General features: G+C 69.3%; 13 protein-coding genes and 1 tRNA gene. 6 read left to right on the top strand and 8 right to left on the bottom strand.

The window, feature by feature from the left end:
* The first annotated feature begins 36 nt into the window (after positions 1 to 36).
* From BLW00_RS08910 to BLW00_RS08900, 3 genes are all read left to right on the top strand, one after another.
* On the top strand, positions 37 to 1,041 hold the full coding sequence (locus tag BLW00_RS08910; RefSeq protein ID WP_092552543.1) for a beta-ketoacyl-ACP synthase III: 1,005 nt from the start codon (positions 37 to 39) through the stop codon (positions 1,039 to 1,041).
* A gap of 60 nt (positions 1,042 to 1,101) precedes the next feature.
* On the top strand, positions 1,102 to 1,350 hold the full coding sequence (locus BLW00_RS08905) for an acyl carrier protein (RefSeq protein WP_066038612.1): 249 nt from the start codon (positions 1,102 to 1,104) through the stop codon (positions 1,348 to 1,350).
* 113 nt (positions 1,351 to 1,463) lie between these two features.
* Positions 1,464 to 2,702: a beta-ketoacyl-[acyl-carrier-protein] synthase family protein gene (locus BLW00_RS08900; protein ID WP_092552540.1), complete on the top strand. Its 1,239-nt coding sequence runs from the start codon at positions 1,464 to 1,466 to the stop codon at positions 2,700 to 2,702.
* A 72-nt stretch (positions 2,703 to 2,774) separates the two neighbouring features.
* Here BLW00_RS08900 and BLW00_RS08895 read toward each other — a convergent pair whose 3' ends face one another.
* On the bottom strand, positions 2,775 to 3,281 hold the full coding sequence (locus BLW00_RS08895; protein WP_092552537.1) for a DUF3145 domain-containing protein: 507 nt from the start codon (positions 3,279 to 3,281) through the stop codon (positions 2,775 to 2,777).
* A gap of 176 nt (positions 3,282 to 3,457) precedes the next feature.
* Between BLW00_RS08895 and BLW00_RS08890 the strand changes: the two genes are divergently transcribed.
* A complete protein-coding gene (locus tag BLW00_RS08890; RefSeq protein ID WP_092552534.1) occupies positions 3,458 to 4,003 on the top strand; it encodes a PadR family transcriptional regulator in 546 nt (181 codons plus the stop codon).
* Here BLW00_RS08890 and BLW00_RS08885 read toward each other — a convergent pair.
* From BLW00_RS08885 to BLW00_RS08870, 4 genes are read right to left on the bottom strand one after another with little or no spacing between them, the layout of a single operon-like run.
* A complete protein-coding gene (locus tag BLW00_RS08885; protein WP_092552531.1) occupies positions 3,950 to 6,277 on the bottom strand; it encodes a transglutaminase family protein in 2,328 nt (775 codons plus the stop codon). The two genes, BLW00_RS08890 and BLW00_RS08885, sit on opposite strands and share 54 nt — an antisense overlap.
* Positions 6,274 to 7,599 carry a DUF58 domain-containing protein gene (locus BLW00_RS08880; RefSeq protein WP_092552528.1) on the bottom strand — a complete coding sequence of 442 codons (1,326 nt, stop codon included), beginning with the start codon at positions 7,597 to 7,599 and terminating at the stop codon, positions 6,274 to 6,276. Before BLW00_RS08880 ends, BLW00_RS08885 begins: the two co-directional genes overlap by 4 nt.
* Before the next feature lie 4 nt (positions 7,600 to 7,603).
* The gene (locus tag BLW00_RS08875; protein ID WP_092552525.1) at positions 7,604 to 8,644 is read right to left on the bottom strand and encodes an AAA family ATPase; all 1,041 of its coding nucleotides are present in this window, start codon (positions 8,642 to 8,644) and stop codon (positions 7,604 to 7,606) included.
* Positions 8,641 to 9,042, bottom strand: a complete 402-nt coding sequence (locus BLW00_RS08870) for a hypothetical protein (protein WP_092552522.1) — start codon at positions 9,040 to 9,042, stop codon at positions 8,641 to 8,643. Before BLW00_RS08870 ends, BLW00_RS08875 begins: the two co-directional genes overlap by 4 nt.
* Before the next feature lie 90 nt (positions 9,043 to 9,132).
* Here BLW00_RS08870 and BLW00_RS08865 point away from each other — a divergent pair, with 90 nt between their 5' ends.
* The gene (locus BLW00_RS08865; RefSeq protein WP_092552519.1) at positions 9,133 to 9,870 is read left to right on the top strand and encodes an alpha/beta fold hydrolase; all 738 of its coding nucleotides are present in this window, start codon (positions 9,133 to 9,135) and stop codon (positions 9,868 to 9,870) included.
* Between the two features lie 47 nt (positions 9,871 to 9,917).
* On the opposite strand, the gene BLW00_RS08860 is transcribed toward BLW00_RS08865, so the two are convergent.
* Complete coding sequence (locus BLW00_RS08860; RefSeq protein WP_245741482.1) at positions 9,918 to 11,738, bottom strand: esterase-like activity of phytase family protein; 1,821 nt, start codon at positions 11,736 to 11,738, stop codon at positions 9,918 to 9,920.
* A gap of 230 nt (positions 11,739 to 11,968) precedes the next feature.
* On the opposite strand from BLW00_RS08860, the gene BLW00_RS08855 reads away from it, so the two are divergent.
* The gene (locus BLW00_RS08855; protein WP_092552513.1) at positions 11,969 to 12,424 is read left to right on the top strand and encodes an iron chaperone; all 456 of its coding nucleotides are present in this window, start codon (positions 11,969 to 11,971) and stop codon (positions 12,422 to 12,424) included.
* Positions 12,425 to 12,447: 23 nt separating this feature from the next.
* Here the strand turns inward: BLW00_RS08855 and BLW00_RS08850 are convergent.
* Together BLW00_RS08850 and BLW00_RS08845 are read right to left on the bottom strand one after the other, a co-directional pair.
* Positions 12,448 to 12,521 (bottom strand) — tRNA-Ile (locus BLW00_RS08850).
* A 51-nt stretch (positions 12,522 to 12,572) separates the two neighbouring features.
* Positions 12,573 to 13,865, bottom strand: coding sequence for a glycosyltransferase (locus BLW00_RS08845; protein ID WP_407650962.1), 1,293 nt, complete (start codon positions 13,863 to 13,865; stop codon positions 12,573 to 12,575).
* Positions 13,866 to 13,908 lie beyond the last annotated feature (43 nt).

Here is a 13,908-nt window from a genome sequence, read left to right as displayed (position 1 = left end):
GACATCCCTACGCACGGAAGGCATCGCCGAAGCGCCATGACCCACGCCCCCTTGAAGCAGGCCACCGGCCCGCAGTTCACCCGCATCTACGCGATCGGCGCCGCCCGAGGAGACCTCTCGGTGCCGAACGACGACCTGGTGGGCCCGATCGACTCCTCCGACGAGTGGATCCGGCAGCGCACCGGCATCGTCGAGCGCAAGCGCGCCTCGCACGACGTCTTCGCGGTAGATCTCGCGGAGGCCGCGGCCAAAGAGGCGATCGAGGGCGCCGGCATCGTGCCCTCGCAGATCGGGGCCATCCTCGTCTCCACCATCAGCAATCCGGTGATCACGCCCTCGCTCGCCACCCAGGTGGCCGAGCGGATCGACGCGCCGTTCGCCGCCGCCTACGACATCAGCGCGGCCTGTGCCGGCTACGCCTACGGAATCGGCCAGGCCGACTCGCTCATCCGTTCCGGCATGGCGGAGTACGTGCTCGTGATCGGGGCCGAGAAGCTCTCCGAATACGTCGATCCCGCCGACCGCTCCATCTCGTTCCTCCTCGGTGACGGCGCGGGTGCGGCGGTCGTCGGCCCCAGCGACTTCGCGGGCATCTCCCCCACCATCTGGGGGTCGGATGCGACCAAGCGCGACGAGATCCACATGACCGGCACGAGCATCCAGTTCCGCGACGGGGAGGCCGAGTGGCCGACGCTCTGGCAGAACGGCCAGGTGGTCTTCCGCTGGGCCGTGTGGGAGATGGTGAAAGTCGCGAAGCAGGCGCTCGACGCCGCCGGCATCACCGTCGACGACCTGGCCGCCTTCATCCCGCACCAGGCCAACATGCGCATCATCGACGAGTTCGCGAAGCAGCTGAAACTGCCCGACAGCGTCGCGATCGGCCGCGACATCGAGACCACCGGCAACACCTCGGCGGCATCGATCCCGCTCGCCACCCACCGGCTGCTGGCCGAGAACCCGTCGCTCTCTGGCGGTCTCGCCCTGCAGATCGGCTTCGGCGCGGGCCTCGTGTACGGCGCCCAGGTCGTGGTGCTGCCTTAGACATCCCCCTGGCCTGACTAAACTAAGTCTCGGTCAAACGACACCCCCAAGGAGAGAACAATGGCATTGTCCACCGAAGAAGTACTGGCCGGACTGGCTGAGCTCATCAACGACGAGACCGGCATCGCGACCGACACTGTCGAGCTGGACAAGTCCTTCACCGACGACCTCGACATCGACTCCATCTCGATGATGACGATCGTCGTCAACGCCGAAGAGAAGTTCGACGTCAAGATCCCCGACGAAGAGGTCAAGAACCTCAAGACCGTCGGCGACGCCGTGACCTTCATCGTCGCGGCACAGGGCTAGCCCAACCTCACGAGCGCCTGGTCGGCAGGATTGCGGCCCGAACCTTCAATCCTGTCGACCGAACTGCGCCATCCCGGCGCGCACTGGACTGACCACCCACAGAAAGTTTTGCCATGAGCACGAAGAAGATCGTCGTCACCGGAATCGGGGCCACGAGCCCCATCGGCGGCACCGCAGCCTCGAGCTGGAAGAACCTGCTCGCCGGAGAGTCGGGCGCCACCACCCTCGAGCAGGAGTGGGTGGCCGAGCTCGCGCTGCCGATCACGTTCGCGGCTCAGGCTCGCGTTCCCGCGAGCGAGGTGCTCGAGCGGATCGAGACCAAACGGCTCGACCCGGGTAGCCAGTTCGCCCTGATCGCCGCGCGCGAGGCGTGGGCGGATGCCGGCGCTCCCGACGTGGTTCCGGAGCGCTTCGGTGTCGACTGGGCCACCGGCATCGGCGGCGTGTGGACGCTGCTGGATGCCTGGGACACGCTGCGCGAGCGCGGCCCGCGTCGCGTGCTGCCGATGACGGTTCCGATGCTCATGCCCAACGGCCCCGCCGCGGCGATCGAGATGGCGCTCGGCGCCCGGGCGGGAGCCCGCACGGTGGTCTCGGCGTGCGCGTCGAGCACCGAGTCGATCGTGAACGCCTACGACCACCTGCAGGCCGGCTACGCCGACATCATCATCGCGGGCGGCTCGGAGGCGGCGATCCACCCGCTGCCGATCGCCTCCTTCGCGGCCATGCAGGCGCTCTCCAAGCGCAACGACGACCCGGCCACCGCATCCCGGCCCTACGACCTCACCCGCGACGGCTTCGTGCTCGGCGAGGGCGGCGCAGCTCTCGTGCTCGAGACCGAGGAGCACGCTCTGGCGCGCGGAGCGAAGATCTACGCCGAACTGCTCGGCGGGGCGGTCACGAGCGACGCGTACCACATCACCGCTCCCGACCCCGAGGGTTCGGCGGCGGCGCGCGCGATGATCGCAGCGGTCGCGAACGCCGGCTACTCGCTCGACGACGTGCAGCACATCAACGCGCACGCCACCTCGACGCCCGTGGGCGACATCGCGGAGTACAAGGCTCTGCTGCACACCTTCGGCGACCGTCTGCACGACATCCCGGTCTCGGCCACGAAGGCGTCCACCGGTCACCTCCTGGGTGGCGCGGGCGGCATCGAGGCGATCTTCACCGTGATGGCGCTGCACGACCGCCTGGCTCCGCCCACGATCAACCTCTCGGAGCAGGACCCCGAGATCCCCCTCGACGTGGTGCGCGAGCCGCGGGCCTTGCCCGCCGGCGACGTCTTGGCGATCTCGAACTCCTTCGGCTTCGGCGGCCACAACGCCGTTGTGGCGTTCAAGACGGCGTAACCTCCTCGCGAGCCGCCAAAATCCGCCCCTAAACGTCATGTTTAGGGGCGGATTTTGGCGTCTCGCGGAGAGTCAGCCGACGCCCCGGTGGAGGTAGATGACCGGGGACATGTCGGAGGCGTAGCGGAAGGGCTCGAGCTCGTCGTCCCAGGCCTGGCCGAGGGCGAGGCGGAGTTCGCGGTGCAACTCAAGCGCGTTGGTGCCCGCCGCCTCCATGGCGTTGCGGATGCGGTCTTCGGGAATGACGGTGTTGCCCGCGTTGTCGACCTGCGCATAGAAGATGCCCAGGTCGGGGGTGTGCATCCAGCGGCCGCCGTCGGTGCCGTCGCTCGCGTCTTCGGTGACCTCGTAGCGCAGGTGCTCCCACCCGCGCAGAGCCGAGGCGATGGCGGCTCCCGTGCCGGGCGCGCCCTCCCAGAAGAAGTCGGCCCGCTGCGAGCCGCGCAAGACCGGCTGCTCGATCCAGTCGAAGTTCACTGCACGACCGATAGCGCGACCTGCGGCCCACTCGATGTGGGGGCAGAGCGCGCGTGGGGCGGAGTGGACGTAGACCACCCCGCGAGCAACGGTTGCCGCCATTTTTCTCTCCATTCGTGAGGTACGTCTTCCCCAACGACCTGTGAACGGATTCGAACGGCGTATGCAGTTGTGCTCATAGTATGCCGGACCCCGTTCCGGAATGACAACCGTGTCATCCGCGGTTCGTGAACTCACAGAACTATACTGAGCGAGTATTTCGAGGAGAGGGCAGCGGGATGTCGATTCGCGCGGGCATCCTCCTCGTGCTGTGCGAAGCAGATGCCTACGGCCTGCAGATCCACGGCGAGCTCGAAGACCGCACCGACCGTCGCGGTCGCATCAACGTCGGCCAGATCTACTCCACACTCGACCGCCTGTCGACCGCGGGGCTGGTGCAGGCATCCGGGGCAACGGATGACGGGCTCCCGCTCTACGGCATCACCCCCGAAGGCCGACGCGCCGCCCGCGACTGGCTGGCCGACACCGGCGTCGACTCGGCATCGGCCTGGAGCGACCTGACGTTCAAGGTGCAGCTGGCCACCAGTCTCGGGGCAGGCGCGGAGGTCGTGGTCGACGGCTATCGCCGATCCTGGGCCCGGTCGCTGCACGAGTCCGTCGGCGACCCCTCCCCCGCGGTCCTGGCGCGTCAGCGGCTCGCCGAAGCCGCACTGGGCTGGCTGAGCGACCTCGAGGCCCTTCCCGGTGGCCTGGAGGGCCTCGTGCGCCCGCTACGGAACGAGCGTCCCCGTCGGGGTCGCCGTCCGGCGCCGGCGCCAGAGTGACGCCGGCAGCAGTCGAGCCCGGTAGCGCTCCCGGGTCGGTGCCCGGCCTTCGAGCGCGCTGATCAACGCCACGAGGTCGCTCCGGATGCGTTCCCGCGTCGGGCCGTCGGCCGATCCGGGCGGAGCGTACTGCTCGTATTCCACCTGCCGGCGCAATCGGTCGATCGCCGGCTCCGGCAGCTCGACGTCGTCGCGCAGACGCCGTTCGAGATCGAACATGGTGTCGCCGGCCGAGCGCTGCACCCGGTAGTCGTCGAGCGTGTCTTCGAACTCGGTCCACGCCAGCGTGCCCGGAAGCTCGTCGGTCGCCAACCGGCGGAGGCGCGACCGTCGCCGAGCCCAGCGCACGGTCCAGGGAGCGATGACGACCACGAAGATCCCGCCCAGCACGGCCGCGAAGGTACCCCAACCCCGGATCTGGCCCATCAGGATCTGCTCGGGCGTGAGCGATCCGAACGCATTCTGTTGATCGTCGCGCTGCGCGTTCGGATCGGCGGTCGCCGTACTGGTGCTCTGATTCGAGGCCGAGGAGCCGGCCCCGCCCGCCAGGGCGTAGTCGGGCAGGCTGTAGTCGGGTGGCGTGATGTCGAGACCGGGTGTGGGCTCGAACGGCAGCCAGCCGATGCCGTCGAAGTAGAGCTCGGGCCAGGCGTGCAGTTGATCGGTGTAGACCTCGAAGACCGGCCTGCCCTCCGTGGTGCCGTCGGCCGTCTGTCCGGGCGCGTAGCCGACGGCGATTCGCGACGGGATGCCCAGCGTGCGCGCCATCACGGCCATCGCCGCGGCGAAATGCACGCAGTAGCCCTCCTTCGCCTCCAGGAAGGCCGCGATCATCTGCGCGTTGTCGCCGTCGTAGCCGCCGGACACCGGGGCGGCCAGCGAGTACCGGAACTGTCCGGAACGGAAGTACTCCTGCAGGGCCACGGCACGGTCGTAGTTCGTGACGGCGCCGCTCGCGACCTCGCTGGCGGTGGAGGAGATGACGGCGGGCAGATCGTCGGGCAAGGCCAGGTAGTCGTGCACCGCATCCGGAACGACGGCACCGGCTTCGGCCAGCTGCCCGGCCGTCGGATTCACCGCGAGACCCGTCACCTGGTAGTTCAGCCCCCGGGTGTCGCCCTGCAGATCGGTCACCGTGAACGAGGTCGGGGTGAGCAGCCACGTGCCCGCGAGCTCGTCGACCCTCTTGGTGGGATAGGGCAGCGGAAGCCAGTCGCTGCGGAGCGAGGCGATCGACACCGTGGTCGCCACCTCCTCGACCGGAACGTCGGGCGCGAGGCCGGGAGGGGTGCCGAAGTCCTGCCCGTCGTAGCCGACGGCGTTGAGGGGCAGCTCGGGCTGCCAGGTTCCCCCGGAGAAGTCGCCGAGGTTCACCATCTTGAGGTAGAGACCCTCGGTGGAGGTGGTGGTGTAGGTCAGGGAAAGCACCGGATCACTGCGCCGCAGGTCGCGGCCGAGCTGGATGGTGGGGTCGATTCCGGTCGCGTAGACCGAAGGGAAGCGGTTGCCCGAACCGTCGTCGGCGAGCGATTCCGCCGTGAGTCCGGGGGTGATCGCCGGCAGCACGATCATCGTGGCGACGGCGCCCGCGGCGATCCCGAAGGCCAGGGCGGGGTTGCGGCCGCCCTTCACCGTGGGTCTCGTCTTCAGCCGGGGCGGCCCGGAGCCGATGCGCGAACTGCACCAGATCACCGCCAGGAACGCCGCCGCGGTGAGCACGTACACCGCCACGTTCGGCTCCGTCTTGCGCACGAGAGGGGCGATGGCGAGCACGGCCAGCGGCCCGATACCGCTCAAGACGGGGGTGCGGAGGCCGGTGGCGAGTTCGTCGGCGATCACGGCGATCAGCCCCACCGACATCACGATCAGCTGGGTGATGGCGCCGTCGGCGATCGCCGGCACCTCCTGCTGCGCGATGGAGAGGCGTGCGTCGGCGAGATCGCCGGAGATGTCGGTGAGGGTCGAGAGCGTCGGAAGCAGGAACCACAGGGTCGATCCGGCGTAGAGCACTACCACCAGACCGCCCCAGACGATGGCGGTGACGGCGACCACGGTGACCTCCGGCACCCCGCGCCCGCGCAGCGTTGCCGCGACGCCGAGCAGCAGCACGACCATCGCCATCGTGGCGAACCACCATCCGAAGCCTTGCAGCAACGGGGTCAGGCCGATCAGGGCGGCGCCGATCGCCACCGCGACGGCGAGCGTGCTCTTCCACGCGCCGGTCTTCTCCTCTCGGCGCTGCTGGGCCGCGCTACGGCGGCGCGAGGCGCTCATCCGATCCCCCGCGCGTCGCCCAGCGCCTTCCAGAGCGAGGGCAGGTCGTCGTGGGCACCGCACTCGAGAACCGACCAGCCGGCCGCGCGCAACTCGGTGGCCACGCTGCGGTCGGTGCCGAGGCCCGCGCGGCCGGCCGCGGCGTCTCCGCCCACGACGAAAGCGATCGGATGCGACGACATCGCCGCGAGCTCACGGATGCGGCCGGCGGCCCCCGGCGCCGACGACACGATCGCGAACACCGGCGGCGCATCCGGACTGGTCAACGCGGCGGCCTCGACGGCTTCGCGGAAGTCGAGCGGGTCGTGCAGCGCGTCGCGGGTGGCGAAGGCCAGGTCGCGCACCGCGCGGGAGAGTCCGTGCGGGGCCGTGAAGACCTCCTCGTCGTCGGAGACCTGGCCGGGCGCGTGGCCGACGAGACGCACGCCGTAGCCCTCGTTCATGAGGTGCACCGCGACCGACCCAACCGCACTGACCGCCCATTCGAAGGCCGGGTCGGTGTCGTCGTCGGAACCCGCCTTCCAGCGCACCGCAGAGTCGCGCACGAAGGAGTGGGCGTCGAGCACGATCACGGCGTCTTGGTCGTTGCGCTGGTCGTCCTGCCGCACCATCAGTTCGCCATGCTTGGCCGTGGCGGGCCAGTGCACGCGCCGCATCGAGTCGCCGGGCAGGTACTTACGGGCGATCACGTCCTGCTCCCCCGCCCCCACGAGACGACGCGAGACCTGCTCGGCGCCGTCGCCCGTGGAGAGCCGCAGATCGATGCGCGCCAGTTCGAAGACCGTCGGCGTCACCAGCACGGTATCGGTGCCGCCGAAGCGCACCCGGCGGATGGCGCAGCCGAACGGATCGGTGAGGGTCACCTCGAACGGCCCGATCTGGTGGGCTCCGCGGTAGGAGGTGTCGAGCCGGTAGCGCAGCTGGTGCAGCGCCGGTTCGTCGAGCGTCGACGAGGTATAGCCCGGCAGCGCCGGAAGAGGCGCCGGGTCGCTCGACTGCAGCGGCGCCGCCGCCTTCTCCACCCACACCGCGGCGGGGCTGCGGAGGCTGCCCCAGTTCTGCACGAAGATCGTCGCCGTGACGGTCTGCCCCACCGAGCCCGATTCGGGCGAGAACCGCCGGCGCACCTTCAGCGCGACCCGCCGGAGCGCCACCCAGGCGAGGGAGAACACCGGAACGGCCAGCAGGAAGCAGGCCAGATAGGCGATCTCCTGCCGCCGGAACACCTGCGTGAGCACGAACGCCACGATGGCGGCCGCGATCAGCCCCCAGCCGCGCACGGTGAGACGCGGCACGGTGCTGGTGGATCGCGCTCGAGCCATGCGATCAGACCGAGCGCGATCGGTTCAGCGGCACCGGGGTCGACGCCACGATCGCACGGAGCGCATCCGCGATCGCCTGCGACCCACCGCCGCGGCTGTCGCTCGCGGCCCGCCGGGTGGCGACGATGCGGTGCGCGAGCACCGGCACCACGAGTTCGTTCACGTCGTCGGGCACCACGAACTCACGGCCGTTCAACGCGGCCAGCACCTTCGCGGCGCGCACCAGGTGCAACGTGCCGCGAGGGCTTGCGCCGAGCCGGAACTCGGGGTGCACCCGGGTCGCCTGCACGATCGACACCACGTACGACTCCACGGCCCGGCTGACATACACGGAACGGGCGGTCTCGATCATCGCGTGCAGCTGCTGTTTGTCGACCACGGCGGTGAGCTTGTCGAGCGGGCTCGCCAGCTCGCGCTGGTGCAGCATCGAGAGCTCGGCCGCGGCATCCGGATAACCCATCGAGATGCGGGCCATGAAGCGGTCGCGCTGCGCTTCGGGCAGGGCGTAGGTGCCCTCCATCTCGATCGGGTTCTGCGTGGCCACCACGATGAACGGCCGGTCGAGCGGATGCGTCGTGCCATCGAGCGAGACCTGCCCCTCCTCCATGCACTCCAGCAGGGCCGACTGGGTCTTCGGCGAAGCACGGTTGATCTCGTCGGCGATGACGATGTTCGCGAACACCGCGCCGCGCTTGAACTCGAAGGCGTGGTCGACCTGGTTGTAGATCGAGACGCCCGTGACGTCGGACGGCAGGAGGTCGGGAGTGAACTGGATGCGCGCCACCGAGCATCCGACGCTCGTCGCCAGCGCCTTCGCCAGCGTGGTCTTGCCGACGCCCGGCACGTCTTCGACCAGCAGATGGCCCTCGGCCACCAGCACGATCAGCGCCAGGGTGGCCGCCTCGGTCTTGCCGTCGATCACGCTCTCCAGGTTCGCCATGATGGCGCCGGCGAACTCGTCGAACTCGGCCAGGGTGAGCGGAGCGTTCGACGCGGGGGCGTTCTGGGTGCCGGTCAGGGCGGAGGCGGTGGATTCGGGGGTCATGGACGGTGCTCCCATCGGATGGCGAGGAGGAAGAGGGTGCCGATCAGGGTCGCCAACCCGATCGCGACCAGCCAGGGTGCCAGCTGGGCGAAGACCACTCCGATGAGGTAATCGGGCGTCGGTCCGTACGAGCTGCTGAAGCTCACCATCGCGTTGGTGACTCCGACCAAGCCGAGCCCCAGGAGACCCGCCCCGATCACCCAGAGAGCGATCACGAACCGGTCGACGAGCGGCCGGGCACGAGGGGCGGGTGCCCCCTCGAGCGGACCCGTGCGGGGAGCCGTCTCGACGCTCCGGACGGCCTCGGCGAAGCCGATTCCGAACGAGTCGTCGAACCCGGGCTGGAAGGCGGCGTCGAACCGGGAGTCGAACTCCCTGTCGTCGGTCGTCTCGCGCACATCGCTCCTCGTGGATCCACGGCTCGCGCCGTCGCTTCCACGATAGGCTCACACACCGACATTTGCGATAGCCCTGAAAGGCGGTGCCGGATGGCGAGGTTCGTACTGCTGCCCGGAGCGGGTAGCGACTCCTGGTTCTGGCACCTCCTCGTGCCGCGGCTCTCGGCCGCCAGCCACGAGGTGCTGACCGTCGATCTCCCCTGGGCCGACGAGCGGGCCGGCCTGCCGGAATACACCGACCTGGTGGTCGATGCGATCAGGTCGGCGGAGACCGCGTCGCAGGGCGCCTCGCCGGATGCGCCCGCACAGCCGATCGTGCTGGTCGCCCAGTCGATGGGCGCGTTCGTCGCTGTGCAGGTGTGCGAGCGACTCGACGTGTCGGAGCTCGTGCTGCTCGCCCCGATGATCCCGGCGCCCGGCGAGACGCCCGGCACCTGGTGGGAGAACACCGGACAAGGGAGCGCGATGCGTGCCTTCGCCGTCGACGAGGGCCGCGATCCGGGTGCCGCGTTCGACGTCGAGGAGGTGTTCCTGCACGATCTCCCGGCCGACCTGGTGGCCGAGAGCGCCGAGCACGAGAGCGCGGAACCGGCCGACACCCCCTTCTCCTCCGTCTGGGTGACGGATGGCTGGCCGGATGTGCCCACTCGCGTGATCGCCGGCCGCTACGACCGCCTGTTCCCGCTCGAATTCGTGCGCCGGATCGCCCGCGAGCGTCTCGACGTCGAGCCCGAGGTCATCGACACGGGGCACCTGACCGCGCTGGTGCGCCCCGACCAGCTCGCCGAACTCCTGCTGGCCGATCGAGAGGGCACGTTTCGTCGGTGACCCGGCTGAGGCGCGACGATTCGTGCCCGCTCGATGTGCCGTGACGATCAGCGCGCGCGGTGGCGTCGGCGCAGTCGCCCCGCGCCGATGGCTGCCGCACCCGCGAGCAGGGCGGCGGCGGCGAGGCCGAGCGCGGGGGTGGGGACGGCGCCCGTGGCGGCGAGGGTCGTCGAGGAACCCGAGCCACCGGTTCCGCCCGTGACCGTGGGGCCGCCCGGCGTCGCGACTGCCGCCGCCACCGTGATCGTCACGGTGGTGACCGTCTGGGTGGCCGGCAACTTCGTCAGGTCGACCTCGAGGTATTCCCCCTGGTCTTGCGTGCCGTCGGCGTTGATCTTGGGGTCGAGAACGAACGGGTTCGTCTCACCCTCGACCGTTCCTTTCAACCCGAAGTCGCTGTCGTTGGAGATGAAGAGCTTGCTGCCGCCGTCGATCGGGAAGATCCCCTCCACCTTGTCGTGCCCGAAGAAGGTGCCCTCGGGGCTCAGCTCGGCGAGGGTGTCGGTGAGGTTCAGGTAGTCCGACTTCGCGCCCGGCGTGATGCCGCGTGCGGTCAGGGCCGCGTGCGCCGCATCCGTCGTGACGGCTCCGACGAAGCTCTCCAGGGTCTTGCCTCCCTGGTCATCGAGCCGCAGGCCGCCGTTCGCCGCGTCGTAGGTGGAGTCGGCCAGGGTCGAGTCGGGGCCGACATCCGTCGCCCCGCTGATGTCGACCTTGTAGACGATCTTGCGGTTGGGCGCCGGCGGCAGGTTGCCGTCGCGCTCGAGCACGAGGAACTCCGTGGCCGAGAGCGCGGTGATCTCGCTCGACGCGTCGGCGGTGGTGGCCGGGTCGGTGGTGAGGTAGAGGTATTCGTGCACCGAGTGGTCGACCAGGCTGACCGTGACGATGCGGGTGGCGGGCACCTTCTTCGCATTCACGCCGGCCAGGTCGGGCTGCTTGAGCGCGCTCTGCATGATGCCCACGAGGGTGGAGCCGTCGGGCGTGATGGTGAGGCCCTCCATGCCCTGGTTGGCGGTGCGGTTCTTCAACTCTGCGGGCAGGCTGCCGTCGAAGGGCGAGAACTGCTCGAGGCGCTTGCCGTTCGCGTCGAAATGCGCGATGTACGGGCCGTATTCGTCGGAGACGTAGAAGGTGCCGTCGGGCATGGCCACGAGGCCCTCGGAGTCGAAGCCGTAGGGCGAGGCGGGCAGCGTGTGGCCGTCGAGGTCGACGATGGTCTCGCCGGTGGTGGCCTCGGTGCTGACCTGTCCGTTCAGGGGCGTACCGTCGGCATCCTTCAGCGGGATGTCGCGCACGAGCACCGCTGTGCCGCCGACCAGCTGGAACTCGCCGATCGCGGGGGTGAAATCGGGGATCGGCTCGACCTTGACTCCGCCGGCGCCGTCGACGTTGGGGCCGCGGTCGGTGAGACCGTAGATGAACCCGGGCTTGCCCGGCACCGCGACCACCGAGGAGCCGTAGCCGTTGCCGGTGACCGGCACGCCACCGAACACGCCGAGGTCGGCGCCGTTCGTCTCATAGAGCTTCACGGCGTCGGAGCTCGAGACGGTGAAGCTGTCGGTTCCGGTGAATCCGGCCTTCGGCGTGTAGTCGTAGTCGCCGTTCGGGAGGATCGTCAGGGCGCCGTTCGCCGGCTCGGTGTGGCTGATCACCGCGCGGGTGTAGCCGGCATCGGCGCCGCCACCGAAGGCGTTCGCGCTGAGCCGGCCGCCGGGGGCGACGGATGCGTCGGTGCCGACCGGCGCGGCCTCCGCGGGTGCGGACGCGGGGGCGGCCAGGGCAGGCTGTGCGCCGAACAGGCACACGCCGGCGAGCACGCCCACGGTGGCAAGGGCCGCCGGGGCGACACGGATTCGTCTGGTCACGTCGTTCTCCTCTGTCGATGTCGCGATCACCGCCATCGGCGATCCGACGATCGCACGCTAGGGCGGCCAGGAGGACGAGAGATTGACTACTGGTTAACAAAGAGCAACCACCGCCGTCGCGGATGCTCCTCGCCACGAGCGCCCATCGAGCAGGAATCGAGAAGCTCCCGTGACAGCCGATCCGTAGCATGGGAGACCAGCCCACGAATCGCTCACGAAGGAGATCACCGATGACCGACACGCAGAAGGCCGGCGAGAAGTACGACGGATTCACCGCCGAGGAGCGGGAGGCCATGAAGGAGCGCGCCAAGGAGCTGAAGACGGCCGCGCGCCGGCCCGCGCGGTCGAAGAAGGTCGACGGGCTCACCGACCTGCTCGAGAAGATCGCCGAGATGCCCGACGAGGATCGCGCCATCGCCGAACGCGTGCACGCCGTGATCACCGCGGCCGGGCCGGATCTCGAGCCCCGCACCTGGTACGGCCAGCCCGCCTACGCGAAGGACGGCCAGGTGGTGTGCTTCTTCCAGAGCTCATCCAAGTTCAGGACCCGGTATTCGACGCTCGGCTTCAACGAGGCCGCGCAACTCGACGACGGACCCATGTGGCCCACCGCCTTCGCCATCGTGGAGATCACCGACGCCGTGGAGAAGCAGATCGCGGCTCTGGTCACAAGGGCGGTCGCTTGACGAAACCGGACAGGGCCGATCGGTAGGGCGGACGGGACTTGAACCCGTGACCGACGGATTATGAGTCCGCTGCTCTAACCAGCTGAGCTACCGCCCCGCGCGCCCAGGAGCGCCAGACTACGATACCGCGGCCCGCGCTCTGGTCGGTTCAGGCCCGCTTCTCGGCCGGGGTGTCTTCGGACTTCTCCGCCGTCGGCGGCTGCACCACGACAGGAGCCGTCACCGGCTCTCCACGGTAGAGGTGCTCGAAGGTGTTCAGGGTGCGCTGGATGTCGTGCGCCGCCACGATGTCGAGCGACTCGCGCTTCAGCACATCGAGCTCCTCCTGGGGAAGGCGCAGGATGTGCTCGAGCCGGTCGGCCAGCTGCTGCGCGTTCCCGGGCTCGAACAGGAAGCCGTTCTTGCCGTCGTGCACGAGGTGCGGCAGGGCCATCGCGTCGGCGGCGACCACGGGCAGACCGCTGGCCATCGCCTCCATCGTGGCGATGCTCTGCAGTTCGGCGATCGAGGGCATGGCGAAGATCGTGGCACGCGTGTAGGCCCTGCGCAGCTCTTCCTCCGTGACGTAGCCGGTGAACGTCGCTCGATCGCCGAGGCCGAGCTGGTTCGCCATGTTCTGGAGGTTGCGCAGCTGGTCGCCGCCGCCCACGATCTCGATCTTCGTGTCGAGATCGGCCGGCAGCAGCTGCACGGCCTTCAGCAGCACGTCGATCTGCTTCTCGCCGGCCACCCGGCCGACGAAGAGGATGCGGTTCTCGGTGCGGGGGGTGAAGTCGGGAACGTAGTTGTCGACGTTGATGCCGCACGAGATGGCATAGACGTTGTCGATGCCCGTGGCCTTCTCGAAGAAGTCAGCGGCGCGGCGGGTGGGCGCGGTGACCGCATCCGCTCGGCTGAAGGAGCGGCGCGCGGCCGCCCAGGCCAGGCCGATGGCCCAGTTCTGCAGGAACTTCGGGATGATCACCGTGAAGGCGAGCAGGTTCTCGGGCATGACGTGGTTGGTGCCCACGATGCGGATGCCGCGCTTCTTGGCCTCGGTGGAGACACCGCGCCCCACGATGATGTGCGACTGGAAGTGCACGACGTCGGGTTTCACCTCGTCGATGATCTTCGCGCTGTTCTGCTTGATGCGCCATGGCAGCGCGAAGGTCAGCCAGTCGTGCGGATACCAGCGCCAGCTGTAGAGGCGGTGCACCGTGATCTTCTGGCCGTCGTAGACCTCGATGTGGGCGCCGGTGGGCAGCTTCGCCGAGGGGGCGACGACGTGCACGTCGTGACCGCGTGAGGCGAGGCCGGAAGCGAGGTGCTCGGCGAAGCGAGCCGACCCGTTCACGTCGGGCGAGAAGGTGTCTGCGCCGATCAGGATCCGGAGAGGCCGGCTCGTCGTGCCGGGCGCGTCAGGCGCATCCGTGCGAGTGTGCGGATCTCGGGAGTCTGTCAAACCGTATCTCTCTTGCTCGGGTTCCGGGGGCGTCGCTCGTGGC

It is taken from the genome of Herbiconiux ginsengi (genome assembly GCF_900107435.1).
GTDB classification, from domain to species: Bacteria; Actinomycetota; Actinomycetes; order Actinomycetales; family Microbacteriaceae; genus Herbiconiux; species Herbiconiux ginsengi.
Note: the sequence above shows the minus strand (reverse complement) of the source record. Positions and strands in the feature narration are given on the sequence as shown.